The sequence below is a fragment of the Pseudomonas sp. nanlin1 genome, from assembly GCF_045571515.1.
Lineage (GTDB): Bacteria > Pseudomonadota > Gammaproteobacteria > Pseudomonadales > Pseudomonadaceae > Aquipseudomonas.
On record NZ_CP124218.1, the window covers coordinates 384363 to 410145 of the forward strand.

24 protein-coding genes and 1 pseudogene are annotated in these 25783 nt (G+C 58.7%); 18 read left to right on the forward strand and 7 right to left on the reverse strand.

Features of this window, described 5'->3' with window-relative positions; all coding sequences use genetic code 11:
* The first annotated feature begins 6 nt into the window (after positions 1-6).
* On the forward strand, positions 7-1161 hold the full coding sequence (locus QCL65_RS01790) for a glutathionylspermidine synthase family protein (protein ID WP_407314306.1): 1155 nt from the start codon (positions 7-9) through the stop codon (positions 1159-1161).
* On the opposite strand, the gene QCL65_RS01795 is transcribed toward QCL65_RS01790, so the two are convergent.
* Entirely contained in the window at positions 1162-1800 is a 639-nt protein-coding gene (locus QCL65_RS01795) for a TetR/AcrR family transcriptional regulator (RefSeq protein WP_407314308.1), read from the reverse strand.
* Positions 1801-1903: 103 nt separating this feature from the next.
* Positions 1904-3280 carry a glutamine synthetase family protein gene (locus QCL65_RS01800; protein ID WP_407314310.1) on the reverse strand — a complete coding sequence of 459 codons (1377 nt, stop codon included), beginning with the start codon at positions 3278-3280 and terminating at the stop codon, positions 1904-1906.
* Positions 3281-3987: 707 nt separating this feature from the next.
* Between QCL65_RS01800 and QCL65_RS01805 the strand changes: the two genes are divergently transcribed.
* The 8 genes from QCL65_RS01805 (at position 3988) to QCL65_RS01840 (ending at position 13196) form a co-directional block, all read left to right on the forward strand.
* Positions 3988-5346: a glutamine synthetase family protein gene (locus QCL65_RS01805; protein WP_407314312.1), complete on the forward strand. Its 1359-nt coding sequence runs from the start codon at positions 3988-3990 to the stop codon at positions 5344-5346.
* Between the two features lie 14 nt (positions 5347-5360).
* Positions 5361-6719: an aspartate aminotransferase family protein gene (locus QCL65_RS01810; protein ID WP_407314314.1), complete on the forward strand. Its 1359-nt coding sequence runs from the start codon at positions 5361-5363 to the stop codon at positions 6717-6719.
* A gap of 71 nt (positions 6720-6790) precedes the next feature.
* A complete protein-coding gene (locus QCL65_RS01815; protein ID WP_407314316.1) occupies positions 6791-7888 on the forward strand; it encodes a polyamine ABC transporter substrate-binding protein in 1098 nt (365 codons plus the stop codon).
* 171 nt (positions 7889-8059) lie between these two features.
* Positions 8060-9154 (forward strand): polyamine ABC transporter substrate-binding protein, encoded by a 1095-nt coding sequence (locus QCL65_RS01820; RefSeq protein ID WP_407314318.1) that lies wholly within the window; start codon positions 8060-8062, stop codon positions 9152-9154.
* 54 nt (positions 9155-9208) lie between these two features.
* A complete protein-coding gene (locus QCL65_RS01825) occupies positions 9209-10351 on the forward strand; it encodes an ABC transporter ATP-binding protein (protein ID WP_407314320.1) in 1143 nt (380 codons plus the stop codon).
* Positions 10352-10386: 35 nt separating this feature from the next.
* Positions 10387-11268, forward strand: a complete 882-nt coding sequence (locus tag QCL65_RS01830) for an ABC transporter permease subunit (protein ID WP_407316617.1) — start codon at positions 10387-10389, stop codon at positions 11266-11268.
* Positions 11265-12143 carry an ABC transporter permease subunit gene (locus QCL65_RS01835; RefSeq protein WP_407314322.1) on the forward strand — a complete coding sequence of 293 codons (879 nt, stop codon included), beginning with the start codon at positions 11265-11267 and terminating at the stop codon, positions 12141-12143. The genes QCL65_RS01830 and QCL65_RS01835 overlap by 4 nt, the downstream gene beginning before the upstream one ends.
* Positions 12144-12239: 96 nt before the next feature.
* A complete protein-coding gene (locus tag QCL65_RS01840) occupies positions 12240-13196 on the forward strand; it encodes an alpha/beta hydrolase (RefSeq protein WP_407314324.1) in 957 nt (318 codons plus the stop codon).
* Here the strand turns inward: QCL65_RS01840 and QCL65_RS01845 are convergent.
* The gene (locus QCL65_RS01845) at positions 13162-13944 is read right to left on the reverse strand and encodes a DUF2059 domain-containing protein (RefSeq protein ID WP_407314326.1); all 783 of its coding nucleotides are present in this window, start codon (positions 13942-13944) and stop codon (positions 13162-13164) included. The genes QCL65_RS01840 and QCL65_RS01845 overlap by 35 nt on opposite strands.
* Positions 13945-14086: 142 nt before the next feature.
* On the opposite strand from QCL65_RS01845, the gene QCL65_RS01850 reads away from it, so the two are divergent.
* The gene (locus QCL65_RS01850; RefSeq protein ID WP_407316619.1) at positions 14087-14719 is read left to right on the forward strand and encodes a 2OG-Fe(II) oxygenase; all 633 of its coding nucleotides are present in this window, start codon (positions 14087-14089) and stop codon (positions 14717-14719) included.
* On the opposite strand, the gene QCL65_RS01855 is transcribed toward QCL65_RS01850, so the two are convergent.
* Entirely contained in the window at positions 14716-15210 is a 495-nt protein-coding gene (locus QCL65_RS01855; protein ID WP_407314328.1) for a transporter substrate-binding domain-containing protein, read from the reverse strand. The two genes, QCL65_RS01850 and QCL65_RS01855, sit on opposite strands and share 4 nt — an antisense overlap.
* Before the next feature lie 114 nt (positions 15211-15324).
* Here QCL65_RS01855 and QCL65_RS01860 point away from each other — a divergent pair, with 114 nt between their 5' ends.
* Positions 15325-15783, forward strand: a complete 459-nt coding sequence (locus QCL65_RS01860) for a hypothetical protein (protein WP_407314331.1) — start codon at positions 15325-15327, stop codon at positions 15781-15783.
* 315 nt (positions 15784-16098) lie between these two features.
* Here the strand turns inward: QCL65_RS01860 and serA are convergent, their stop codons facing one another.
* Positions 16099-17328 carry a phosphoglycerate dehydrogenase gene (serA, locus tag QCL65_RS01865; RefSeq protein WP_407314333.1) on the reverse strand — a complete coding sequence of 410 codons (1230 nt, stop codon included), beginning with the start codon at positions 17326-17328 and terminating at the stop codon, positions 16099-16101.
* 167 nt (positions 17329-17495) lie between these two features.
* On the opposite strand from serA, the gene QCL65_RS01870 reads away from it, so the two are divergent.
* The 4 genes from QCL65_RS01870 to QCL65_RS01885 all read left to right on the forward strand — a co-directional run bounded on the left by QCL65_RS01870 (position 17496) and on the right by QCL65_RS01885 (position 21661).
* On the forward strand, positions 17496-18890 hold the full coding sequence (locus tag QCL65_RS01870; RefSeq protein ID WP_407314335.1) for an FAD-binding oxidoreductase: 1395 nt from the start codon (positions 17496-17498) through the stop codon (positions 18888-18890).
* A gap of 40 nt (positions 18891-18930) precedes the next feature.
* Positions 18931-19596, forward strand: coding sequence for a fumarylacetoacetate hydrolase family protein (locus QCL65_RS01875; protein ID WP_407314337.1), 666 nt, complete (start codon positions 18931-18933; stop codon positions 19594-19596).
* A gap of 112 nt (positions 19597-19708) precedes the next feature.
* Complete coding sequence (locus tag QCL65_RS01880) at positions 19709-20638, forward strand: SdiA-regulated domain-containing protein (protein WP_407314338.1); 930 nt, start codon at positions 19709-19711, stop codon at positions 20636-20638.
* Positions 20639-20752: 114 nt separating this feature from the next.
* Positions 20753-21661 (forward strand): SdiA-regulated domain-containing protein, encoded by a 909-nt coding sequence (locus tag QCL65_RS01885; protein WP_407314340.1) that lies wholly within the window; start codon positions 20753-20755, stop codon positions 21659-21661.
* On the opposite strand, the gene rpiA is transcribed toward QCL65_RS01885, so the two are convergent.
* On the reverse strand, positions 21658-22329 hold the full coding sequence (gene rpiA, locus QCL65_RS01890) for a ribose-5-phosphate isomerase RpiA (RefSeq protein ID WP_407314342.1): 672 nt from the start codon (positions 22327-22329) through the stop codon (positions 21658-21660). The two genes, QCL65_RS01885 and rpiA, sit on opposite strands and share 4 nt — an antisense overlap.
* Positions 22330-22449: 120 nt before the next feature.
* Here rpiA and ilvA point away from each other — a divergent pair.
* Positions 22450-23970, forward strand: a pseudogene (gene ilvA, locus QCL65_RS01895) (threonine ammonia-lyase, biosynthetic); the annotation flags it as partial.
* A 49-nt stretch (positions 23971-24019) separates the two neighbouring features.
* Positions 24020-24466, forward strand: coding sequence for a DUF2269 family protein (locus tag QCL65_RS01900; protein WP_407314344.1), 447 nt, complete (start codon positions 24020-24022; stop codon positions 24464-24466).
* 31 nt (positions 24467-24497) lie between these two features.
* Here QCL65_RS01900 and QCL65_RS01905 read toward each other — a convergent pair whose 3' ends face one another.
* Positions 24498-25154, reverse strand: coding sequence for an HAD family hydrolase (locus QCL65_RS01905; RefSeq protein WP_407314346.1), 657 nt, complete (start codon positions 25152-25154; stop codon positions 24498-24500).
* A 140-nt stretch (positions 25155-25294) separates the two neighbouring features.
* Between QCL65_RS01905 and QCL65_RS01910 the strand changes: the two genes are divergently transcribed.
* Positions 25295-25774, forward strand: a complete 480-nt coding sequence (locus QCL65_RS01910) for an RNA pyrophosphohydrolase (RefSeq protein WP_407314348.1) — start codon at positions 25295-25297, stop codon at positions 25772-25774.
* The last annotated feature ends 9 nt before the right edge of the window (positions 25775-25783 follow it).

Below are 25783 nucleotides of genomic sequence, written 5' to 3' on the forward strand. Positions count from 1 at the left end.
CTTACGATGAAAAAAATCGCCATCGCCGAGCGCCCCGACTGGAAACAAACCGCAGAAAACCTGGGTTTTTTGTTCCACACCATTGATGGCGAACCTTACTGGGATGAGCGGGGGTATTACCAACTGACCCTGGCCCAGGTGGAGAATGACCTGGAGGACCCGACCCAGGAGTTGCACGGCATGTGCATGGACCTGGTCGATCAAGTGGTGCGCAGCGAGGCGTTGCTCGACCGCCTGGGCATTCCATCGGCCTACTATGACCTGATCCGCGAATCATGGCTGCAAGGGCATCCCCATCTTTATGGGCGTATGGATTTTTCTTACAACGGTACGGGCCCCGCCAAGCTGTTGGAGCTGAACTACGACACGCCCACCAGCCTCTATGAGGCCGCAGCGTTCCAGTGGGGCTGGCTGGAGGAGTGCATCGCGCGCGGCATGGTGCCGGCCAGGGCTGACCAGTTCAACAACATCGATACCCGTCTGCATGAAGCGTTCGCTGCGCTACACATCAAGCACCCGTTCTATTTCGCCTCAATGAAGGGCTCGGTCGAAGACAAAGCGACCACTGACTATCTGCGCCTGATCGCCGACAAGGTCGGCATCGAGTCACGCCACATCGATATCGAAGACATCGGCCTGCTGGAGGGTCGCTTTGTCGATCTGGATGATCGGTGGATACCGCACCTGTTCAAGCTGCACGCCTGGGAGTTCATCTTTCAGGAAGACTTCGGGGCGGCCATCGCCGCCAGTGATACGCAGTTTTTCGAGCCTGCCTGGAAAGCCATTTTATCGAACAAAGGGGTACTGCCCTTGTTATGGGAGCTGCACCCTGGGCACCCTAATCTACTGGCCGCGCACCTAGACCCCGATCCTTGCGCTACCGTGCCCAAAGGCTGGGTGCGCAAGCCCTACTTTTCACGAGAGGGGGCCAATATCCAGCTGCACACCGAAGAGGGGCAGTTGCTCGAAGTGGATGGCCCCTATAACGATGCCCCGTACATCCTCCAGCAGTTGGCGCCGTTGCCGCGCTACGGCGACAGCTACGCCCTGGTTGGTTCGTGGGTCATTGGCGACCAGGCTGCCGGGATCGGCATCCGTGAAGACGACAGCTTGATCACCAAGGACTCTAGCCGCTTCGTGCCCCATCTGATTCTCGACTGATCAGCCCGTCTGTGGCCGGCGGGCCAGGTAGGTCGGCAAGTACAACCCCAAATAAGCCTCGAACACGCGCATGCCTTCTTCTGCCATGCGCGGGGTGATGTGCCCATGCAGTTGCACCGAGCGCGCGTAAACGCGGTCGCCCAACTCCATCGCCAGCGCAAATACGTCCACGTCCGCTGGCAATCTAGGCACCTCGAAATAGCGTTCGAACAGCTGCTGCATGAGTAAACCCAGCTCCAAATCGTGCTGGCGATCGGCCTGGGTGACCTCGCTGAGCCCATGCTGGGCGAGGATCAATTGGCGGGCCGCTGCATCCTCTTCGTAGACGGCCAGCATGCGACGTTCAATCAGCCTCGATAGATCGCGCCAGGTTGCTAACCCATCGGCTTCTATAGGCGCTTGCAGGGCGGCGCGGAAGGTCGCGTGCACGTCGGCGGTGAGGGCTTCGAGCAGGGCAGGAACGCTGGCAAAAAAATGGTACACCGAGGACGGCGGTATACCGGCTCGCTCAGCCACGTTATAGATGGATAGGCCAGCGACGCCTTCACAGGTCAGGAGAAAGCGTGCGGCGTCCAGGATCGAGTCGATTCGCGCCTGGCTGCGGGCGCGGGGTTTGCGAGTGGGGGTGGGGCGGGTCATCGAAGGCTCCTGAACACGGCGGCGGCGCATTGTACAGGGTGGCAGCTATGGGGCGAAAACCCCGCCAGCCTAAGGCTGGTGGGGTCAGAGAAGGCGGTTGCCTTTACACCGTATGCAAGTACCAGTTGTATTCGAGGTCGGAGATCGAGTGTTCGAACTCTTCCAGCTCGCTCTCTTTGCAGGCCACAAAAATATCGATGTATTTGGGGTCGATATAGCGCGCCATTACTTCGCTGTCGTCCAACTGGCGCAACGCGTCGCGCAGGTTGTTGGGCAGGCTTTGCTCGTTTTGCTCATAGGAGTTGCCCGAAACCGGTTCATTAGGCTCGACTTTATTGGTCAAGCCGTGGTGAACGCCCGCCAATACCGCGGCCATCAGCAAGTAAGGGTTGGCATCGGCACCGGCCACGCGGTGCTCCAGACGCACGGCATCGGGTGTACCGGTTGGCACGCGCAACGCCACGGTGCGGTTGTCCAAGCCCCAGCAGGGGGAGTTCGGCACGTAGAACTGAGCACCAAAGCGGCGGTACGAGTTCACGTTCGGGCACAAAAACGCCATCGATGCCGGGAGGGTCTCGAGCACACCGCCGATTGCATGGCGCAATGCGGCGTTCTGCTCGGGATCCTCGCTGGTAAAGATGTTCTTGCCGTCTTTGTCCAGAATCGAGATATGCACGTGTAGGCCATTGCCTGCCTGGCCTGGGTAAGGCTTGGCCATGAAGGTGGTGTCCATTTCATGGTCGTAGGCGATGTTCTTGATCAAGCGCTTGAGCAGTACCGCATAGTCACAGGCTTTTATCGCATCGGCCACGTGATGCAGGTTGACTTCGAATTGAGCCGGGGCGCTTTCCTTGACGATCGCGTCGGCAGGGATGCCCTGCTCTTTGGCACCTTCAAGAATGTCTTGGAGGCAGTCGACGTATTCGTCGAGGTCGTCGATCAGGTAAACCTGAGTCGAATGAGGACGTTTACCTGAGATGGGCGAGCGCGGCGGTTGTGGGCGACCGTTTACGTTCTCTTGGTCGATCAGGTAAAACTCCAGCTCGAACGCGGCGCAAATGGTCAGGCCCATGTCGTCGAACTTGCTCACGACCTGGCGCAGAACTTCCCGAGGATCAGCGAAGAACGGCTCGCCCTCTAGTTCATGCATGGTCATCAGGAGCTGGGCGGTTGGGCGCTTTTGCCAGGGTTCGTTGCACAGGGTGTCGGGAATGGGATAACAGATTCGGTCCGCGTCACCGATGTCCAGGCCCAGGCCGGTGCTTTCTACCGTCGAGCCGTTGATATCCAGGGCGAAAAGGGAGGCAGGCAAGTTGATGCCTTTCTCGTAAACCTTGTGAAGGCTGGTACGTTCAATGCGTTTGCCACGCACCACGCCATTCATATCTGCAATCAGAAGGTCAACGTACAGAACCTCAGGATGTTCCTTAAGGAATGCGTTCGCTTCGTTAAGCTGAACGGCACGCGGGGGTACCGACATGATGCAACACCTTTGTTGTTAAAAATATCAATCATTGGGCTTTTGCTGTTTCAGTCAATCCGAAAGCCAACATGAAGTCAAGCGAGCCCGGCGGCGCCCTGAAAAGGCGCTCTAAGGCCTCTTTTGCCGCATTAGAGGGCGCTGTTGACCCCTGTGCGTGGTCGCCCGGCTTACCCTTGGCGGATGATGTAGGCATTTGTTTCCATACTGTTGTGTAAAAAAACGAACGAGGCTAAGCTCGATTGAGTCCCAAAACAGCAATAATACCGGGGTGCATCATGGCTCGCCCGCCATCGACCGGCGTCAACGTCTGCCCTACAGCGCTCTCGCTGAGTGCTTGCACGGCCTACCGTAAAATCGGGAACATCGGCCTAAGCAACAATTTCAGGCGCAAATCCGCGCCGTATATCTTCGGTCCCCTAAGCTGCCAGTTGGCCAGAATAATTGACACTGGCCGGAGTGCGCGCGGCCGCTTGGGTGAGCGGGGCAGCGGTTTTAGCGGCGCTTTTAGGCGCCCCTGGGTACGGTCGGCGGCAGGGCTTTTGCACTGATGACCCCGGTTAAGTAGCCAATCAGACCCCAAGCCAGCTACCTTCCTTGGTGGCGCGCGCACCAGGGTAGCTGGCGACAGCCGCAGTAGAACGCGACGCAGATGCGTCAAAAACGCCGGGCTCCATTGGAGTCAGGTTTTACCTCCTGAGGTATTTATGAGTACCAGCCTCGACCAGCTCACCGATTGGTTGAAAGAACACAAGATCACCGAAGTCGAATGCTTGATCGCCGACCTTACTGGCATCACGCGCGGCAAGATATCCCCCACTAACAAGTTCATCGCTGAAAAAGGCATGCGTCTGCCCGAAAGCGTGCTGTTGCAAACAGTGACGGGGGATTATGTCGAGGACGACATCTACTACGAGCTACTCGACCCGGCCGATATCGACATGATTTGCCGCCCCGACGAGAACGCGGTGTTTCTCGTGCCCTGGGCCATAGAGCCGACTGCACAGGTGATCCACGACACCTATGACAAGCAGGGCAACCCGATCGAGCTGTCGCCGCGCAACGTGCTCAAAAAAGTGCTCAAGCTGTATGCCGATAAAGGTTGGCAACCTATCGTGGCGCCGGAGATGGAGTTCTACCTGACCAAGCGCTGCGAAGACCCGGACTTCCCCCTGCAGCCACCGATCGGTCGCTCCGGGCGCCCCGAAACCGGTCGCCAATCTTTTTCCATCGAGGCGGCCAACGAGTTCGACCCGTTGTTCGAAGACGTATACGACTGGTGCGAGGCGCAGAACCTCGACCTCGATACCTTGATCCACGAAGACGGCACGGCGCAGATGGAGATTAACTTCCGGCACGGCAATGCCCTGCATTTGGCCGACCAGATTCTCGTCTTCAAACGCACCATGCGTGAGGCCGCGCTCAAGCACAACGTGGCCGCCACCTTCATGGCCAAACCCATGACCGGCGAGCCGGGCAGCGCCATGCACCTGCACCAGAGCATCGTCGACCTGCAGACCGGCAAAAACATCTTCTCTAACGAAGATGGCACCATGAGCCAACTGTTTCTCAACCATGTGGGTGGGCTGCAGAAATTCATCCCCGAAGTGCTCCCCCTGTTCGCACCCAATGTGAACTCCTTCCGGCGTTTTCTGCCGGATACTTCAGCCCCGGTCAACGTCGAGTGGGGCGAAGAGAACCGCACGGTGGGCTTACGCGTACCGGACGCCGGGCCGCAGAACCGCCGTGTCGAGAACCGCCTGCCGGGCGCCGATGCCAACCCTTACCTGGCCATTGCGGCGAGCCTGTTGTGTGGCTACATCGGCATGCTCGAGGGGATCAACCCGAGTGCGCCGGTGCAGGGCCGAGGCTATGAGCGGCGCAACCTACGGCTGCCGCTGACCCTTGAGGACGCTCTGGAGCGCATGGAGAACTGCAAGCCGCTGGAAAAATACCTGGGTAAAAAATTTATCATTGGTTATGTCGCGGTCAAACGTGCCGAGCATGAGAATTTCAAGCGAGTGATCAGCTCCTGGGAACGTGAGTTCCTATTGTTCGCCGTCTGAATCAGGAGAGTCGAATGAGCGACAAGAATCCGCAGACCCTTGCCTGGCAAGGGCTCAGCGCCGAGCATCACTTGGCCCCGTTCAGCGATTATCAACAGCTGAAGGACAAAGGCCCGAGGATTATCACCAAGGCTCAGGGCGTTTATCTCTGGGACAGTGAGGGCAACAAGATCCTCGACGGCATGGCCGGCCTTTGGTGCGTCGCCGTAGGCTACGGCCGCGAAGAACTGGTAGCCGCCGCCAGCCGGCAGATGCGCGAGCTGCCTTACTACAACCTGTTTTTCCAAACGGCCCACCCGCCTGCTTTGGAGCTGGCCAAGGCCATCGCCGACATCGCGCCGGACGGCATGAATCACGTGTTCTTCACCGGCTCAGGCTCGGAGGGTAACGATACTGTTCTGCGCCTGGTGCGCCATTATTGGGCGCTTAAGGGCCAGCCGAGCAAAAAGGTCATCATTGGCCGGGTCAACGGCTACCACGGTTCTACCGTGGCGGGGGCCAGCTTGGGCGGCATGAGTGGTATGCACGAACAGGGTGATTTGCCCATCCCCGGCATCGTCCACATCCCGCAACCTTACTGGTTTGGCGAGGGCGGCGATCTGCCTCCAGACGAATTTGGCGTTTGGGCCGCAGAACAGTTGGAGAAGAAAATTCTCGAAGTGGGCGAGGCCAACGTTGCAGCATTTATCGCCGAGCCAATCCAGGGCGCGGGTGGGGTAATCATTCCGCCGGCCAGCTACTGGCCGAAGATCAAGGAAATCCTCGATCGCTACGACATCCTCTTCGTTGCCGATGAAGTGATCTGCGGTTTTGGCCGCACCGGCGAGTGGTTCGCCAGCGATTACTACCGCCTCAAACCTGACCTGATGACCATCGCCAAAGGCCTGACCAGCGGCTACATCCCCATGGGTGGGGTGATCGTTCGAGATGAAGTGGTCAAGGTGATCAACCAGGGCGGCGATTTCAACCACGGGTTCACCTACTCAGGCCACCCGGTGGCCGCCGCCGTTGCCTTGGAGAACATTCGCATTCTGCGCGAAGAAGGCATCGTTGATGAGGTCAAGACGCGAGCGGCACCTTATTTGCAAAAGCGACTATTGGAGCTTCAGGATCACCCCCTGGTAGGTGAAGTACGTAGCCTCGGGCTGTTGGGGGCGGTGGAGCTGGTTAAAGATAAAGTCAGCCGCGAGCGCTACCCCGGGGCCGCGATGATTTGTCGGCAGTTCTGCTTTGATAATGGTCTGGTGATGCGCGCTGTGGGCGAGACCATGATCATTGCGCCACCGCTGGTGATCAGTTGCGCTGAAATCGATGAGTTGCTGGCCACGGCGCGCAAGTGCCTGGACCTGACGCTCGAAGCGGTACAGGGCTAAATGTTAGTCTTGCCTGCGCTGAAATGGCGGGGTAGGGACGTCTGGTTTTTACAAACATTGGGAGCACAACGATGAATACATTTGGCAAGAGTTTGCTGGCCCTGTCCTTGATGGGCGTAATGGTCGGGGCCGCCCAGGCGGACGACAAAGTGCTGCACGTTTACAACTGGTCCGACTACATTGCACCCGATACGGTGAAGAAGTTCGAGGACGAGTCAGGGATCAAAGTCGTTTATGACGTCTTCGACAGCAACGAAACCCTGGAAGCCAAGCTGCTGTCGGGCAAGTCGGGCTACGACGTGGTGGTGCCGTCGAACAACTTTCTGGCCAAGCAGATCAAAGCCGGCGTTTACCTGACCCTGGACAAATCCAAGCTGCCAAATTGGGGCAACCTCAGCGAGCCGCTGCTCAAGGCCGTGTCGGTCAGCGACCCTAACAACGCCCACGCCTTCCCTTACATGTGGGGCTCGATTGGCATCGGCTTCAATGCCGAAAAGGTCAAAGCTGCCCTCGGCGCGGACGCACCGACCAATTCTTGGGACCTGCTGTTCAAACCTGAGAACGCTGCGAAGTTGAAGTCCTGTGGTATCAGCTTCCTCGATTCGCCCACCGAAATGCTGCCAATTGCGCTGCATTACCTGGGCTATCCAACTGACACCCAGGACAAGAAACAACTGGCTGAAGCCGAGGCGCTGTTCCTCAAGATTCGTCCGTCGATTGGCTACTTCCACTCATCCAAGTACATCTCCGATTTGTCCAACGGCAATATCTGCGTGGCCGTGGGTTACTCGGGTGACATTTATCAGGCCAAGTCCCGCGCTGAAGAAGCCGGCGGCAAGGTCAAGGTTAGCTACAACATTCCGAAGGAAGGCGCCGGTAGCTTCTATGACATGGTCGCCATTCCTAAAGATGCCGGTAACGTCGAGGGCGCTTACAAGTTCATGAACTTCCTGATGAAGCCGGAAATCATGGCAGAAATCACCAACAGCGTGCAGTTCCCCAACGGCAACGCCAAGGCCACCGAATTCGTAGACGAAGCGATCAAAAGTGACCCGGGCATTTACCCCTCCGCCGATGTCCAGTCCAAGCTCTACGCGATCGCCGATTTGCCAGCGGCCACGCAGCGCATCATGACCCGCAGCTGGACCAAGATTAAATCAGGCAAGTAAGCCGCCTGAGCGCGACACCCCAGGCGCTGCCGTGAGGGCGCCTGGTTTTTTACCCTGACGGACAATTTTTTTTTGCGGTATGGGTTTATCGAAGGTAAGTTGCGCGCCCGGTGTCGTTTCCCGAGAGGTCACTGCCGGCTGACTCGAGCACTATTTGTGAGGACCTCCCACGTGTCGATTTCTATGTTTCGCAAGACCCTGCTCATTGGCGCCGGGCTTTCATTGGCGCTGAGCGCCAGTGCTGCCTCCACGGTGCATATCTACAACTGGTCGGACTACATCGGTGAAACCACCCTCGCCGATTTCGAGAAGGCGTCTGGTATCAAGCCGGTCTACGACGTTTTCGACTCCAACGAGACCCTCGAAGGCAAGCTCCTGGCCGGGCACACTGGCTACGACGTGGTCGTACCCTCCAATCACTTCTTGGGCAAGCAGATCAAGGCAGGCGCGTTCCAGAAACTCGACAAATCGCAGCTACCCAACTACGCCAATCTTGACCCGGCATTGCTCAAGCGCCTCGAAAAGAACGACCCCGGCAACGAGTACGCCGTTCCCTACCTTTGGGGCACCAACGGTATTGGTTATAACGTCGAGAAGGTCAAGGCCGCCTTGGGCGTCGACAAGATCGACTCGTGGGCTGTGCTGTTCGAGCCGGAAAACATGAAAAAGCTGTCCAAGTGTGGGGTCGCCTTCCTCGACTCGGCGGACGAGATGCTGCCCACCGTCCTCAATTATCTAGGGTTAGACCCAAACAGCACAAAGCCGGAAGACTACAAGAAAGCCGAGGCTAAGTTGTTGGCCGTACGCCCCTACGTCACCTATTTCCACTCTGCGAAGTACATCTCCGACCTTGCCAACGGCAACATCTGCGTGGCCGCTGGGTTCTCGGGCGATGTGTTCCAGGCCAAAGCACGCGCCGAGGAAGCCGGTAAAGGTGTGAATGTCGCCTATGCGATCCCTAAGGAAGGCGGCAATTTGTGGTTCGACATGCTGGCGATCCCGCGCGACGCCAAGAACGTCAAAGAAGCCCATGCGTTTATCAACTACCTGCTCGACCCCAAGGTGATCGCCCAGGTTAGCGATGCGGTCGGTTATGCCAATCCGAACCCCAAGGCGGGTGCGTTGATGGACCAGGCGGTGTTTACCGACGAGTCGGTTTATCCGCCCCAGGCTGTGCTGGACAAGCTTTACGTCAATGCAGAGTTGCCACCCAAGGTGCAACGCCTGATGACCCGCAGCTGGACCACGATCAAGTCGGGTAAATAATGACCATGGCCTGCCCACCTGGGGCAGGTCGAGAATTTTTTGGGAGTTTCGTTAATGGCAGTTGCCTCCAGTGCCTACAAGAAAGCCCTTGAGGGCAGTCAGCAACCCAAGCAGGTACTGGTCAAGATTGACCGGGTGACTAAGAAATTCGACGAGACCATTGCGGTGGACGATGTCTCGCTGCAAATCAACAAAGGCGAGATTTTTGCTTTGTTGGGCGGGTCTGGTTCGGGTAAATCCACTTTGCTGCGCATGCTGGCCGGGTTCGAACGGCCCACCGAAGGGCGTATCTACCTGGATGGCGAAGACATCACTGACCTACCGCCCTATGAGCGGCCGATCAACATGATGTTTCAGTCCTACGCGCTGTTTCCGCACATGACAGTGGCGCAGAACATCGCGTTTGGTTTGAAGCAGGACAAAATCCCTGCCGCTGAGGTGGATGCCCGGGTGGCCGAAATGCTCAAGCTGGTGCAGATGAGCCAGTACGCCAAGCGCAAACCGCACCAGCTCTCCGGCGGCCAGCGCCAGCGTGTTGCCTTGGCCCGTTCATTGGCCAAGCGGCCAAAACTATTGCTGCTCGACGAGCCCATGGGCGCGCTCGACAAGAAGCTGCGCTCGCAGATGCAACTGGAGCTGGTGGAAATCATTGAGCGGGTGGGCGTGACCTGCGTGATGGTGACCCACGACCAGGAAGAAGCCATGACCATGGCAGAACGCATTGCGATCATGCACCTGGGCTGGATCGCGCAAATCGGCAGCCCTATCGATATCTACGAAACCCCCACCAGCCGCCTGGTGTGCGAGTTCATCGGTAACGTCAACCTGTTCGACGGCCAGGTGGTCGAAGACATGGAAGGCTATGCCCTGATCAGCAGTGGCGAGCTGGAGCGCAATATTTATGTCGGGCACGGTGTCAGTACGGCCGCCGAAGACAAGAACGTCACCTACGCGATCCGCCCGGAAAAAATGCTAGTCACCACCGAGCTACCCGAGGGCGAGTACAACTGGTCGCGCGGCAAGGTGCATGACATTGCCTACCTGGGCGGCCACTCGGTGTTTTACGTCGAGCTGCCCAGTGGCAAGCTGGTGCAATCGTTCGTGGCCAATGCCGAGCGCCGTGGCGCACGGCCGACGTGGGACGACGAAGTCTACGTATGGTGGGAAGACGACAGCGGCGTGGTACTTCGCTCATGAAAATCCGCAAGATCAAACGCATGCTCAACCGGATAATTCCCGATGGTCGGCAGTTGGTCATCGGCGTGCCGTTTCTGTGGTTGTTCCTGTTCTTTATGCTGCCGTTCTTTATCGTTCTGAAGATCAGCTTCGCAGAGGCCGACGTTGCGATCCCGCCTTATACGCAGATCTACACCTACGCCGAACAGAAGATCGAGTTAATCCTCAACCTGGCCAACTATGGCCTGCTGACTGAAGACGACCTGTACATCTCAGCCTACCTGGGCTCGCTGAAGATGGCGTTTTTCAGCACGCTGATCTGCCTGTTGGTGGGTTACCCGATGGCCTACGCCATCACCAAGGCGCGCAAAGACATCCAGACCGTGCTGCTGTTGTTGATCATGATGCCGACCTGGACGGCTATCCTGATCCGCGTCTATGCGTGGATGGGCATTCTCAGCAATAACGGGATACTCAACGCGTTCCTCCTGTGGCTGGGGCTGATCGACGAACCGTTGCACATTCTTAATACCAACCTCGCGGTGTATATCGGGGTGGTCTATTCCTACCTGCCATTCATGATTCTGCCGCTTTACGCCAATTTGGTGAAGCACGACCAGAGCTTGCTGGAAGCGGCCTCCGACCTGGGTTCGAGCACGTTCAACAGCTTCTGGAAGATCACCGTGCCGTTATCGAAAAACGGCGTGATAGCCGGCTGCATGCTGGTGTTCATCCCGGTGGTGGGAGAGTTTGTAATCCCCGAGCTGCTCGGAGGCCCGGAAACCCTGATGATCGGTAAAGTGCTCTGGCAAGAGTTCTTCAATAACCGCGACTGGCCGGTGGCGTCCGCTCTGGCGGTGGTGATGTTGGCGATCTTGATCGTGCCGATCATTCTGTTCAACCGCAGCCAGGCCAAAGAGCTGGAGGGCAAGGCATGAAGCGTTTCGGTTTTTCCAGCATCGTGCTGGTACTCGGCCTGGTCTTTATTTATGCCCCGATGGTCATCCTGGTCATTTACTCGTTCAACGCTTCGCGTTTAGTGACGGTTTGGGGTGGCTGGTCAGTGAAGTGGTACGTAGGGTTGCTCGACAATACCCAATTGATCGGTGCGGTCATGCGCTCCCTGGAAATCGCCTGCTACACCGCTATCGCGGCGGTGGCGTTGGGCACCATGGCGGCGTTTGTCTTGACCCGCATCAGCCGTTTCAAAGGCCGTACCCTGTTCGGTGGCCTGGTTACGGCGCCCCTGGTGATGCCTGAGGTGATCACCGGCTTGTCACTGCTGCTGCTGTTCGTGGCCATGGCTCAGTTGATCGGTTGGCCCCAGGAACGGGGTATTGCCACCATCTGGATTGCCCACACCACCTTTTGTGCCGCCTACGTGGCAGTGGTGGTGTCGGCGCGCTTGCGCGAGCTGGACCTGTCCATCGAAGAAGCGGCGATGGACCTGGGCGCACGGCCGTGGAAGGTGTTTTTTCTGATCACCATCCCTATGATCGCGCCGTCGTTGGCAGCCGGGGCAATGATGTCGTTTGCCCTATCCTTAGACGACCTGGTCTTGGCCAGTTTCGTGTCCGGGCCGGGCTCAACCACCTTGCCCATGGAGGTGTTCTCGGCGGTGCGGCTAGGGGTCAAGCCAGAGATCAATGCCGTGGCTAGCTTGATTTTGTTGGCGGTATCGCTGGTGACCTTCCTGGTCTGGTTCTTCAGCCACCGCGCCGAAGAGCGCCGCAAAAAAGCTATCCAATTGGCCATCGAAGAGGGGGCAGCGGCTTCATGGCAGCAACCGGCCGACCCACGTCGGGCGGTGTGAGGCCGGGGCGCTAGGCGGTCAGGGGGGCTTACCGTACCCTTGACCTTTCGGTCTGCAGCCCCATGGTTAATTGGCTCGTTCTGTTCTGGAAGGTGTATGCCTGTGAAGTTCAACGCCGACGGCTTACGTGACAGCCTGGCGCCCTTGCTCGCTCATGGATCGCTGTCTGCTGAGGCGCAGGCCTATCGGCGGTTTTACGGGCTGGACCTGCCCAACCTGGGCAAGCCATTGCACAGTTGGCTAGGGCGTTTCCAGGTCGCCGGTTTCGATATCGTCAGCCAAGTCTGGTGCCCGCCACAACCGGTCGCGACTCTGTTTCTCGTGCACGGCTTCTATGACCATATGGGGCTGTTTCGGCATGTGGTGGAGTGGGCGGTGGGGCTGGGGTTTGCCGTTGTGTCCTGCGACCTGCCCGGGCACGGATTGTCCAGTGGCGAGCGCGCCAGCATTGGCGATTTTGGCGATTACCAGCAGGTGTTGCAGGGTTTGTTTGCCGAAGCGGCAGCGCTGGGCCTGCCTCAGCCCTGGCACTTGATGGGCCAAAGCACTGGCGGGGCGATCATCATCGACCATTTGTTACATGACACGGCCCAGTCCAGCCCGGCCCAGGGCGAGGTCGTGCTGCTGGCGCCGCTGGTACGGCCCAGGGCGTGGGGCTGGTCAAAGTTGAGCTACCGCCTACTTAACCCCTTCGTCAGCGGCATTGCCCGGCGCTTTAGCGAAAATACCCATGACCCGGCCTTCATGCCGTTCCTGATGGCCGACCCCCTGCAGCCTGCCCGCCTGCCTACCGCCTGGGTCGGCGCATTGATTCGCTGGGTCAGGCACATTGAGGCGGCGCCGCCCAGCACACGTACGCCGTTGATTGTGCAGGGCGAGCAGGATCTGACCGTCGATTGGCGTTACAACCTGGGGGTATTGCGCGGCAAATTCCCTGGCGCGCAGGTGTTAATGCTGCCAGAGGCTCGGCATCACTTGGCCAATGAACTGCCAGCCACCCGCGCGCAGTATTTTCGCTTTATCGAAGCGCGGCTGCCGGCGCGTCAGCTTTGAACCCGGTGCTCGCCGAGGGGGCCTGGCCCACCGCGAGGCCTGCACGCACTGCCGCCAGTGCCGCCTGGTAGTACGCCTTGCCCTCTGGTGACTCGGCGAAGGTCACGAACTCTTCCAGTTCTGGGTCGGAGAGGTCGCGGTAAACGTACAACAAGGTGTTATCCAGGTCTGTCGCGATTTGCGCCATCAAGCGCTCGCGCTGGCCATCGAGCAGACCTTGCGCCGAACCGCCCAACAACCCAGGGATCATCGAGCTAAGGCTGTCGGCAGCGACCCCGGCAATGGCCAGGCTGACTTCAGCGCCGGCTTCACGGGCGGGCAGGGCTTGGGCCAGATGGCGGATCAGCAAGGCGCGGGTGGCGCTGGCCTGCATTTTGGGCAGCCCTTGAGCATGTTTCGCTAGCTGATCGCTGCGCGTGGCGAGCAATTCCGCGGCTACAATTTTGCGCCCCAGCGGCGATTGGAAGAACGCCAGGGCAGGGGCGGGGTCAGTGAGGTTCTCGCGCAGCTTGGCCTCGGCGCGCTGGTCCATGGCCTGCGGGGCGAAGCGGCGATTGCTGTTGTTCACCAGGGCCTGAAAAACCGCGGGCGGCAGGCTGTTCTGATAGCGCTGCTGCGCGGCTTTGACCGCGTCGTTGAAATGCGCCCGTTGTTCAGGCCAACCGCCCACTTGGTACAACTGATCATGGTCGTCTGCCCACGCGGGCATCACGCAGCACAGCAACAGCAAAACGAGCAAACGACGCATTAGGGACTCCTGTCGGCAGGTCGCTATTGTCCTTGGCCGAGGCAGTCTTTGTCGAGCAATCGTCGCAGGGTAAAACAAGGTAAAAAAACTCGTTGGCATGGCTGTCCGACAACGCTGTCGGTTTCCCTGGGTTATGGATATTATGCGCGCCATGCCAATACCCTCTGATCATCCGCTGCTGCTACGTATCGTCGACGACCTGGGCGCGCAGGGCTGGTCGCAGCAGAATATTTTCCTGCCAGACAGTCTGACCCTGGAACTGGCTGTGGAGTGCCGTCGGCGTTACGCGCAAGGCGAACTAACGCCGGCCGGGGTGGGCCGCGGCCCAGGCTCTGAAGTCCGCGAGGGTATCCGCAACGACCGTATTCAATGGGTCGAAGCGGGAGAATCAAGCGCGTGTGATCGCTACCTGGGTTTGATGGAAAGCCTGCGCGAGGCACTCAATCGCAACCTGTTTCTGGGAGTCGATGATTTTGAATGCCATTTCGCGCTGTATCCACCTGGTGGTTTCTACCTGAAGCACCTTGACCGCTTCCGTGACGATGACCGGCGCGTGGTGTCGGTGGCCCTCTACCTCAACCAAGCCTGGCTGCCCGAAGACGGCGGCCAGTTGCGGATGTATCTAGAGGGGCCGCGGGAGTACGACGTACAACCCACCGGCGGTTGCCTGGTGGCGTTCCTTTCAGGGGAAGTGCCCCATGAAGTGCTACCGGCCGCGCGTGAGCGGTTGTCCCTCACAGGATGGTTTCGCCGCCGCGGGGCGGAGCCTTTTTAACGCCCGCTCGGGTCAGGCCGGGCTCCGGCAGCGGTAAACCATTTCTCATTCAACGCGTCTAGCCGGCCGTCAGCCCTCAAGCGTGAAAGCGCGTTGTCCAGCATCGCCTGGAAAGCCGGGTTGCCTTTGGGGAAGGGTATGGAGAGCTTACCGTCGGCATAAGGGGTGCTGAAGTCCAACCGCTGCGCCAATGCGGGCTCAGCCTCGACTTGGCTCAAGGCCATGTCGTATTTACCGGTTTCCACGCCACTGAGCAGCTCGTTGGCGTCGGTAAAAATGAATGAGGCCGGCACTTCCAGCTCTTGGGCGAGCATTTGCCCAAGCTCCACTTCGAAGCCGCTGGGCTTACCGTCCTGTTTAAAGCTGTAGGGCGGCAGGTCTTCCTGCACAGCGATACGTAATTCGTTGCGATCACTCACCTCATCAGCCAGGTCGGCTTGGGCCAGTGGGCTGATCAGTGCGGTAAAGAGTAAGCCACTGATGAATCGCATGGGCGTGCTCCCTTTATGTGAATAACCTTTGTCTGAACGGGTGTGCTCGTCCCCCTTTCGTCCGCCATGTCACAATAGGCGGTACGATAGATTCATGCAGACTAAGGATCTGATTTGTCTGAATTATACACGCTAAAGCAAAACGTCTTGGTCGCGAATCCTTCAGGTTCTTATAGCTATGGCACTGTTCCGGACATGCCTAAATTTCAGCTGCCAGGGGGCGAGATTTACCTACGAGTAGGTATTCACATTAGTGACAACAAAGGATTCGGTATTCGACATATCTGGGAAGCGCACCGCACGGATCTAGAAAAGTACGGGTGCGTCACTATCGATCAAGTGGCGCAGCACATTGCCAACATGGTTAAGCCAGGCGCGCCCATCTTCTGTGAATTCAGAGAGATGCGCAGTGGGCAGAGGTTAGCCGTGATGAAGGTGCCAGCCGGCTCGCTAATTCTGGAACCGAGGAATGAGCGCCGCGGATTTGGTTACTACGTAGTAACGTGGTATCCCAAGCGTCGTCAGGACGGGACCCTAGTGGGGCGGATTGCGAACGCCGCAGTCAAGGCATAAAAAAAGGCGCCATGTAGGCGCCTTTAGAGAATCAAGAGGAGTAGTCGCAGCGATTCTTTAGCTCCGGGCCATTGCTGGCCGTGGGTTCAGGATCCGATGGATGTTCCATCGTCACTACTTCAGAGATTGCCAGCTTCTCTGCTGCCAAATATGCGGGGGGGTAAATGCTGGAACCCAAGCCCGACGAATGCGCAGTTGCAGCCCTCACCGCCATTCTTTACAAGCGGGTGGGCGGTGTCAACCGTTTCCTGCCGGTTGACACCGCCTCCTGCCTGGCAAACGTTACAATTCAGCCTAGCCGGGCACCGTGAGTGCTTAAAACAAAACCCGCGACCGAATAGTCCCGCCGATCTTTTGCAGTTTTTCCTGGGCCAGGTCGGAGTAGTCTGCGTCGACGTCGATGACGACGTAGCCAACTTTTTCATTGGTTTGCAGGAATTGGCCGGAAATGTTGATACCGTTTTCGGCGAAGACTTTGTTGATTTCGCTCATAACGCCAGGGATGTTCTGGTGAATGTGCAGCAGGCGGTGCTTGCCGGGGTGGGCGGGCAAGGCCACTTCCGGGAAGTTGACCGACGACACCGAGGTGCCATTGTCGCTGTATTTGACCAGTTTTTCGGCCACTTCCAGGCCGATGTTGGCTTGAGCTTCGGCGGTCGAGCCACCGATGTGCGGGGTCAGGATGACGTTATCGAGGCCGCGCAGTGGGCTTTCGAAGATGTCGTCGTTGGAGCGTGGCTCCACCGGGAACACGTCGATGGCAGCGCCGATCAGGTGTTTGTCTTTGATCGCATCGGCCAGGGCGTCGAGTTCGACCACGGTGCCGCGAGCCGCGTTGATTAAAATGCCGCCTTTTTTCATCGCGCGGATTTCTTTCTCGCCCATCATCCACTGGGTGGCAGCGGTTTCCGGTACGTGCAGGGTCACAATGTCGCTCATGCCCAGCAGCTCGGTCAGGCTGGCCACTTGGGTAGCGTTGCCCAGCGGCAGCTTGGTCACGGTGTCGTAGAAGAACACCTGCATGCCCAGGCCTTCGGCGAGCACGGACAGCTGAGTGCCGATGGAACCGTAGCCGACGATACCCAGCTTCTTGCCGCGAATTTCAAAGGAGTTCGCCGCGCTTTTGATCCAGCCGCCCCGATGGCAGGATGCGTTCTTCTCAGGTATGCCGCGCAGCAACAGAATCGCCTCGGCCAATACCAGTTCGGCCACGGAACGGGTGTTGGAGTAAGGTGCGTTGAATACGGCAATACCGCGCTCGCGCGCAGCCTCGAGGTCGACCTGGTTGGTGCCGATGCAGAAGCAACCCACGGCAACCAGCTTCTTCGCGCAATCGAAGAGCTCTTCGGTCAGTTGGGTGCGCGAGCGAATGCCGATGAAGTGCGCGTCAGCGATCTTTTCTTTCAGCTCAGCTTCCGGCAGCGACTTGGTGTGGTACTCGATGCTGGTATAGCCGGCGGCCTTGAGGACATCCACGGCGGATTGATGGACGCCTTCGAGAAGAAGGAACTTGATCTTGCTCTTATCGAGAGAAGTCTTGCTCATCTGCGTAACCTGTGTCCCGGAGAAAAATGGCAGGAAGTGAAGCGTCCCGGATCGGCCGGTAGCTCGATTAGCGGGGGGCGTATGCTAGCATATGACCCCCGCGAAACGCCCATCCCCCGGCATGAAGAGTGCTCAGGGTGACCATGAATAGTTCGAGAGTTCTTTCGATGACCAATCCTGCCCTGATTGCTGAACTGAAGACCCTGGTAGAGCCCGGCAAGGTGCTGACCGACCCCGACTCACTCAATGCTTTCGGCAAAGACTGGACCAAGCACTTTGCCCCGGCTCCCATGGCCATCGCGTTCCCCAAGAGCGCTGAGCAGGTTCAGGCCATCGTTCTGTGGGCTAACCGCAATCAGGTAGCGCTGGTGCCGTCCGGCGGGCGTACGGGGTTATCGGCGGCGGCGGTGGCCGCCAATGGTGAGGTGGTGGTGTCATTCGACTACATGAACCAAGTGGTCGAATTCAATTCGGTGGACCGCACGGTGACCTGCCAGCCTGGCGTTGTCACTGCCCAGCTACAGAACCTTGCCGAAGAACACGGGTTGTATTACCCGGTGGACTTCGCCTCGGCCGGTTCCAGCCAGATCGGCGGCAATATCGGTACCAATGCGGGCGGTATCAAGGTGATTCGCTACGGCATGACCCGCAACTGGGTCGCGGGCCTGAAGGTGGTGACGGGCAAAGGGGACTTGCTTGAGCTCAACAAAGACCTGATCAAGAACGCCACCGGTTACGACCTGCGGCAGTTGTTCATCGGCGCCGAAGGCACCCTGGGTTTTGTGGTCGAGGCCACCATGCGCCTGGACCGCGCGCCGAAGAATCTGACGGCGATGGTTCTCGGCACCGCTGACTTCGACTCCATCATGCCCGTGTTGCATGCCTTCCAGGGCAAACTGGACCTCACCGCGTTTGAGTTTTTCTCGGACAAAGCGTTGGCCAAGGTGCTTGGCCGCGGCGATGTTCCGGCGCCTTTCGAGTCGGCTTGCCCCTTCTACGCTTTGCTGGAATTCGAGGCGTCTACCGAAGAAGTGGCCAACGACGCGCTGGCCGTGTTCGAGCATTGCGTGGAGCAAGGCTGGGTGGTCGATGGGGTGATGAGCCAGAGTGAGCAGCAGTTGCAAAACCTGTGGAAGTTACGCGAGTACATCTCCGAAACCATCTCCCACTGGACCCCGTATAAGAACGACATTTCGGTGACCGTGTCGAAAGTCCCGGCATTCTTGCGTGAAATCGATGCCATCGTGGCTCAACATTACCCAGACTTCGAGATTGTCTGGTTCGGCCACATCGGCGATGGCAACTTGCATTTGAATATTCTCAAACCCGATGCCATGGATAAAGACGAGTTCTTCGGCAAGTGCGCTACCGTCAACCAGTGGGTGTTTGAAACCGTAGAGAAGTACAACGGTTCGATTTCAGCAGAGCATGGCGTGGGCATGACCAAGCGTGACTACTTGACGTACAGCCGTTCGCCGATCGAGATCCAATACATGAAAGCGATGAAAGCCGTGTTCGATCCCAACGGGATCATGAACCCTGGCAAGATATTCGCGGTTTGAAGCGTCGCAGCCCGCGGCCACACTCAGCAGGAGTCGATAAATGAGTTATCAGCACCAGTATGTCGATGGTACGCGCATTCACTTTCCGGTAGGCAAGGTCGTGTGCATTGGGCGCAACTACGCTGAACACGCCAAGGAGCTGAACAACCCGGTGCCTACGGAGCCGCTGCTGTTCATTAAACCAGGCAGCTGTATCGTGCCCTTGGAAGGCGGTTTCAAGATTCCCACCGAACGCGGCTCTGTGCACTACGAAGCTGAGATCGCCGTGTTGCTGGGCAAACCACTGTCGGCCAGACCTACGGCGCAAGAAGTCCTCGACGCCATCTCCGGCTACGCCCCGGCCTTGGACCTGACCCTGCGCGACGTTCAAGCCAAGCTCAAGGAAAAGGGCCTGCCGTGGGAAATCGCCAAGTGCTTCGACGGGGCGTGTGTCTTGCCGCCGTTCGTCACGTCGGACCAGTTTGCCGATACCACCGATATTGGCATTCGCCTGTCTATCAACGGCCAGGTGCGCCAGGACGGCAACAGCAACCTGATGCTCAACCCAATCGTGCCCATCATCCAATACATGGCAGGCTGTTTCTCATTGCAGGCCGGCGACGTGATTCTCACGGGCACCCCGGCCGGTGTCGGCCCCCTGAACGTGGGTGACGCGCTGGTTCTGGAGTTGCCAGGCGTAAGCCAGTTCAGCGGTGAGGTGCGGTAGAAAAATCTGGTGGGGTGGTTATTTCTGAGGTTTTGCCGTTTTTTTCACATCTGCTTGGCATAATCGCGGCTATTCGCCAGCTAGGCGTTGTGAAACTCAGGAATTCCACCCCATGGCCCCTTCCGAATCCCTTTCCCCTGCGCTCGTCCCCAAGCGTTCGCGGTTCGCGTTGCGCTGGTACTCCTGGTTGTTTCTCGCGGCCGCGCTCAGCTACGCTCTGGCGGTGCTGATGCACTGGGATGATCGGGGCGTGCTGTGGGTGGTCGAGCGCTTCCAAACCCCCGCCGAGCGTGCGCAAAGCGTGTGGTTACCGAGTTATCAAGTGGTCATCGACGCCAAGCCGCTGCCCGGTATGGAGAAGGATGAGGCGTCCGATATCACCTACAACGCGCGCACCGGAACGCTGTTCGCGGTGATGGGTAAAAACCCGTTTCTGGTCGAGTTGACGCTCCAGGGTGATGTTTTGCGCAAGCTGCCATTGGTGGGCTGGAGCAACCCCGAAGCAATTACTGCGCTGGATGACGGCAGGCTGGCGATTGTCGATGAGCGCAGGCACCTGCTGGCCCTTGTCTCGGTCACCGCTCAAACCCAGGCGCTGAACTTAGCCGATTACCCCCAATTCGACCTTGGGCCGTCCGTGGAGCAGAACAAGGCGTTCGAGGCCGTTGCCTGGGATCCGCTGCGCAAGCAGCTGTTGCTGGGCGAAGAGCGCCCGGTGGCATTGTTCAATTTGAAAATGGACAGCGCGGGGCAGGTGGTCGGGCTTAAACACCGGGTGCCCAGTGGTGCGTTGGACATGCGCAATCTGTCAGCGTTAGCTTTCGATCCCCGTACGAATCATAGGCTGGCATTGTCGGCCGACTCCCATTTGCTCCTCGAAATCAACGAGGCGGGCGAGCAGGTGAGCTTTATGACCTTACTTGGGGGGTTCAATGGGTTAAAAGACACTATCCCTCGTGCCGAGGGGGTGGCCATGGACGATGCCGGCACCCTCTACGTGGTCAGCGAGCCCAACCTGTTCTATGCCTTCAAAAAGAAGTGAGTATTTTTCCCGAAAATTTTTAGGACAATTCCTACTTTTTCAGTGCCTTAAGTTAAGCTTGATTTCATATGGCCATGTTCTCATGCGGCCTGATTTCTATGAGAGCAAGCTTCCATGCGATTTCGATCCCTCTACCAAACGATCTTCCTGGTCATCACCCTGGCTTTGCTGGCCGTGCTGACGGTGGCCGGCCACAATCATCGGCTGTTCGAGCGTGCCTGGTTCAATGCCAATCAATGGTGGCAAACCCTTGATGAGCGTTCGATTGACCTGGGCGCCTACCAAGTCGAAATCGAGGGCCAGGTGATTGAGGATCTGAAGGATGTCTCGGCGCTGACCTTCGACCCTGACCGCCGCACCCTTTTCACGGTCACCAACCGAAACTCCGAACTGGTCGAACTCTCCCTGCAGGGCAAAATCCTGCGGCGCATCCCGTTGACCGGTTTCGGCGACCCTGAGGCCATCGAGTACATCAGCCGCGGGACCTATGTGATCACCGATGAGCGTGAGCAGCGCTTGATCAAGATTCATGTCGAAGACGATACCCAAGCGATCGACGCCCGGGACGCCCAGCAGTTGGGCCTGGCCATCGGCCTCAATGGTAATAAAGGCTTCGAAGGCTTGGCCTACGACTCAGTGGGTAAGCGCCTGTTCGTCGCCAAAGAGCGCGACCCTATGGTGATTTACGAGATCCTTGGGTTCCCTGAGCAGGAAGAAGGGCAGCCGCACAAGGTGCACGTCATGCAAAACCCGGAGCGTGATGCCGGGCTGTTCGTGCGCGATCTTTCCAGCCTGCAGTTCGACGAACGCAGCGGCCACCTGTTGGCGCTTTCGGATGAGTCGCAACTGGTGCTAGAAGTCGATGTGGAAGGTCGCCCACTCAGTAGCCTGTCGTTGCGCAAGGGGTTCCAGGGCTTGGGCCGTAGTGTGCCGCAAGCCGAGGGGATTGCCATGGACGATGAAGGCGTGATCTATCTGGTGAGCGAGCCCAACTTGTTTTACGTGTTCCGCAAGCGGGGCTAGCGGGTCAGCGTACGCACGCCGTCAGGGCCGCCTAGCAGCAGCAAGTCTGCTGGGCGAGCAGCGAACAGGCCGTTGGTGACCACCCCGACGATTGCGTTGATCTGCGCTTCGAGGCCTGCCGGATCGGTGATCTGCAGGTTATGCACATCGATGATGATATTACCGTTGTCAGTCAGCACACCTTCACGGTAAACCGGGTCGCCGCCCAACTTGACCAGCTGGCGAGCGACATGGCTGCGAGCCATTGGAATGACCTCGACCGGCAACGGGAACTGCCCCAGCACCGGCACTAACTTGCTGCTGTCGGCGATACAGATGAATGTGCGTGCAACGGCAGCCACGATCTTCTCCCGCGTTAGCGCAGCGCCGCCGCCCTTGATCAGGCACAGGCGCTCGTTACTTTCGTCGGCGCCATCGATATAAAACTCCAGTTCGCCCACGGTGTTCAATTCGTACACGGGAATGCCGTAGGCCTTGAGCCGTGCTGCCGTCGCTTCGGAGCTGGCCACTGCGCCGTCGAACGCGCCCTTATGGCTGGCCAGCGCATCGATAAAGCAGTTGGCCGTCGAGCCGGTGCCCACGCCGACGATACTTTTGTCATCGAGCTTGGGCAGAATAAAGTCGACCGCCGCTTGGGCTACGGCTTGTTTGAGTTGGTCCTGGGTCATGGGGGCTCCGGGGCAGGCAGAAAGGCGGGCGCATTATAGCCATTGATCAAGGCTAAAACCTTGGTTTTGCTAAGGCTGTTGGCTTAGACTCGTCGACCCCCGCCCGAAACTAGCAGTGACTTCACGATGCTCGAACACTACGTCAAGATGATCCTTACCTCGCGCGTCTATGATGTGGCAGTGGAAACCCCGTTGCAGGCAGCGGCGCAGTTGTCAGCGCGCCTTGGCAACCAGGTGCTGCTCAAGCGCGAAGACTTGCAACCCGTGTTCTCCTTCAAGATTCGCGGGGCCTACAACAAGCTGGCGCAACTGAGCCCCGAAGAGTGCGCACGTGGGGTGGTCACCGCGTCGGCGGGTAATCATGCCCAAGGGCTAGCGCTGGCCGCCAAGGTGATGGGGATCAAAGCGACCATTGTGATGCCGCGCACCACCCCCGAAATCAAGATCCAAGGGGTTCGTTCCCGCGGGGGCAAGGTGGTGCTGCACGGTGACTCCTTTCCGGAGGCGCTGGCGTTCTCGTTGAAGATGGTCGATGAACAGGGCTTAGTCTACATCCACCCTTTTGACGACCCCTACACCATCGCCGGGCAGGGCACCGTGGCCATGGAAATCCTGCGGCAGCACCCAGGTGCCATCGATGCGATTTTTGTCCCGGTCGGCGGCGGCGGGTTGATTGCCGGGATCGCCGCCTACGTGAAATACCTGCGGCCGGGCATCAAGGTCATCGGCGTTGAGCCGGACGATTCCAATTGCCTACAGGCGGCGATGGCCGCGGGCGAGCGCGTGGTGTTGCCGCAAGTCGGGTTGTTTGCCGACGGAGTGGCGGTGGCGCAAATCGGCCAGCACACTTTCGATATCTGCAAAGACTACGTGGATGAGGTGATTACGGTCAGCACCGATGAAATCTGTGCGGCCATCAAGGACATCTACGACGACACGCGCTCGATCACCGAGCCAGCGGGGGCGCTGGGTGTGGCCGGGATCAAGAAGTACGTAGAGCTCAACGCCGTAAGCGGGCAGACCCTAGTGGCGATCGACTCTGGCGCTAATGTGAATTTCGACCGCCTGCGCCACGTGGCCGAGCGGGCCGAGCTGGGCGAAGGCCGCGAAGCGATCATCGCGGTCACTATCCCGGAACGCCCCGGCAGCTTCAAAGCCTTCTGCGAAGCGGTCGGCAAGCGCCAGATCACCGAGTTCAACTACCGCTACCACACCGGTAGCGAAGCGCATATTTTCGTTGGCGTGCAGACGCACCCGGAAACCGACCCCCGCAGCGCCTTGCTGGCCAACCTCAGCGCCAAGGGTTTTCCGGTGATCGACCTCACCGATAACGAATTCGCCAAGTTGCATATCCGCCACATGGTCGGTGGCCATGCGGTGCGGGTAAGCGATGAAGTGGTGATGCGCTTCGAGTTTCCCGAGCGCCCCGGGGCGCTGTTCAATTTCCTCGACAAATTGGGCGGGCGTTGGAATATCTCGATGTTTCACTACCGCAACCATGGGGCTGCAGACGGCCGAGTGGTCGCGGGCTTGCAAGTACCGGAGCATGAGCGCGGGCAAGTGGCGGCAGCGCTGCAAGACATTGGCTACCCCTTCTGGGACGAGACCGATAATCCTGCGTACAAGCTGTTCCTCGGCTAGGGGCACGGCCATCCCACGTCTTTAATCGTTTTAGAGGAAGGCTTAACCCATGGAAACCCTCACCGCCCTGCGGCTGTTGCACGGCACGGCGACCGTCTTGCTACTGGTCAGTGTTGGCCTGGTGCTCTGGCGTGGCTGGACCGCTTGGCGTGCTGGCGAAGCGCTGCCATTTGCCAGCACCCTCGAGCGCCCCTGGATCTTCGCATGGCTGGTCATGGGGCTGTGTTTGCTGAGTTTTCCGGTCAGTGGCTGGTGGCTGGTGCACACCGTGGGCTGGCCATTGAGCCAGGCCTGGATTCTCGGTGCCGGGGTTTTGTATGTGCTGGGCGGTGTGGCCTGGTTGCTGTTGGTCAGCCGGGTGCATCGGCTGAAGGCGGCCGCGGGTTCCGAACCGGCTGAGATTGCCAGGCAGCGGCGCAGCATCATGATCATCGCTGGCGCGGCCTTGGCGGTGCTACTGGTCATCCTCGTGCTGATGCTGACCAAACCGCTGTAGCGCGGGCTCGGGGCCTTGGCCCCGGCCTCTTTTAGTCGCGCAGGGAAATTTCCTTCCAGCCCCGGCGCATCGCCTCACCGTGCAGATTCGGATCAGGGTCGACTACCACCGGGTGCGTGACCTGTTCCAGCAACGGCAGGTCGTTCATCGAGTCACTGTAAAAGTAACTGTCTTCCAGGCTCAGGCCCTGCTCGGCGAGCCAGCGGTTGAGCCGGGTCACCTTACCTTCGCGAAAGCACGGCACGTCGGTACTGTGCCCCGTGTAGCGGCCGTCGCGCATTTCACATTCAGTGGCCAGCAGGGTGTCGACGCCCAAGCGTTCGGCAATGGGGCCTGTGACGAAGCGGTTAGTGGCGGTGATGATGACCAGCTTATCTCCAGCGTCGCGGTGTTGCTGGAGCAGTTCTAGCGCCTTGGGCAAGATGATCGGTTCGATGCAGTCGCGCATGAACTCACGGTGCCACTGCTGCAGTTGGGCCATATCGGTCTTGCCCAGTATCTCCAGGCTAAAGCTCAAGTAGTCAGCCAGGATCAACCGACCTGCCAGGTAGTCCTGGTAAAACGCATCATTGCGGGCCTTGTACTCGACGCCGTCGAGGATGCCGCGTTCGCACAAGTAATCGCCCCATGCGTGGTCGCTGTCGCCGCCCAGCAGGGTGTTGTCGAGGTCGAATAAGGCCAGGCGCATGAAATATCTCTCATGAAAAAAAGGTAAGGCCCACAGAATACGGACTTTTCACAAGTGTGCACATAAGGTATGCAGCCTCGTTGCTGCCTTCGTGGCCTTTGTGGAACAATGCGGGAACATGCGTTTGCGAGGTTGCTGCCGTGATCGACCCCGATGGTTTCCGCCCCAATGTCGGGATCATTCTCACGAATGATGCTGGCCAAGTGCTTTGGGCTCGGCGAATCAATCAAGATGCCTGGCAGTTTCCACAAGGTGGTATCAACCCCCAGGAAACGCCGGAAGAGGCCTTGTATCGCGAGCTCAATGAAGAAGTTGGTCTAGAACGCCAAGATGTAGAAATTCTTGCCTGCACTCGAGGCTGGCTGCGTTATCGTCTACCGCAACGCTTGGTCCGTACCCACAGCCAGCCGTTGTGCATCGGGCAAAAGCAGAAGTGGTTCCTGCTGCGCCTGGTTTCCAATGAGCAAAGGGTGCGTATGGACCTGACCGGTAAGCCGGAGTTCGACGGTTGGCGCTGGGTGAGTTACTGGTACCCGCTGGGCCAAGTGGTGACATTCAAGCGCGATGTGTACCGTCGCGCGCTCAAAGAGCTTGCCCCGCGCCTGTTGGCGCGCGACTGACGACGGAGT

Coding starts and splice junctions, on each gene's coding strand:
- QCL65_RS01905 (WP_407314346.1), bottom strand. CDS start 25,154: ATGCGCCTGGCCTTATTCGACCTCGACAACACCCTGCTGGGCGGCGAC.
- QCL65_RS01790 (WP_407314306.1), top strand. CDS start 7: ATGAAAAAAATCGCCATCGCCGAGCGCCCCGACTGGAAACAAACCGCA.
- QCL65_RS01885 (WP_407314340.1), top strand. CDS start 20,753: ATGCGATTTCGATCCCTCTACCAAACGATCTTCCTGGTCATCACCCTG.
- rpiA (WP_407314342.1), bottom strand. CDS start 22,329: ATGACCCAGGACCAACTCAAACAAGCCGTAGCCCAAGCGGCGGTCGAC.
- QCL65_RS01840 (WP_407314324.1), top strand. CDS start 12,240: ATGCCTGTGAAGTTCAACGCCGACGGCTTACGTGACAGCCTGGCGCCC.
- QCL65_RS01825 (WP_407314320.1), top strand. CDS start 9,209: ATGGCAGTTGCCTCCAGTGCCTACAAGAAAGCCCTTGAGGGCAGTCAG.
- QCL65_RS01795 (WP_407314308.1), bottom strand. CDS start 1,800: ATGACCCGCCCCACCCCCACTCGCAAACCCCGCGCCCGCAGCCAGGCG.
- QCL65_RS01870 (WP_407314335.1), top strand. CDS start 17,496: ATGACCAATCCTGCCCTGATTGCTGAACTGAAGACCCTGGTAGAGCCC.
- QCL65_RS01815 (WP_407314316.1), top strand. CDS start 6,791: ATGAATACATTTGGCAAGAGTTTGCTGGCCCTGTCCTTGATGGGCGTA.
- QCL65_RS01810 (WP_407314314.1), top strand. CDS start 5,361: ATGAGCGACAAGAATCCGCAGACCCTTGCCTGGCAAGGGCTCAGCGCC.
- QCL65_RS01900 (WP_407314344.1), top strand. CDS start 24,020: ATGGAAACCCTCACCGCCCTGCGGCTGTTGCACGGCACGGCGACCGTC.
- QCL65_RS01850 (WP_407316619.1), top strand. CDS start 14,087: ATGCGCGCCATGCCAATACCCTCTGATCATCCGCTGCTGCTACGTATC.
- QCL65_RS01875 (WP_407314337.1), top strand. CDS start 18,931: ATGAGTTATCAGCACCAGTATGTCGATGGTACGCGCATTCACTTTCCG.
- QCL65_RS01805 (WP_407314312.1), top strand. CDS start 3,988: ATGAGTACCAGCCTCGACCAGCTCACCGATTGGTTGAAAGAACACAAG.
- QCL65_RS01880 (WP_407314338.1), top strand. CDS start 19,709: ATGGCCCCTTCCGAATCCCTTTCCCCTGCGCTCGTCCCCAAGCGTTCG.
- QCL65_RS01800 (WP_407314310.1), bottom strand. CDS start 3,280: ATGTCGGTACCCCCGCGTGCCGTTCAGCTTAACGAAGCGAACGCATTC.
- QCL65_RS01845 (WP_407314326.1), bottom strand. CDS start 13,944: ATGCGTCGTTTGCTCGTTTTGCTGTTGCTGTGCTGCGTGATGCCCGCG.
- QCL65_RS01835 (WP_407314322.1), top strand. CDS start 11,265: ATGAAGCGTTTCGGTTTTTCCAGCATCGTGCTGGTACTCGGCCTGGTC.
- serA (WP_407314333.1), bottom strand. CDS start 17,328: ATGAGCAAGACTTCTCTCGATAAGAGCAAGATCAAGTTCCTTCTTCTC.
- QCL65_RS01855 (WP_407314328.1), bottom strand. CDS start 15,210: ATGCGATTCATCAGTGGCTTACTCTTTACCGCACTGATCAGCCCACTG.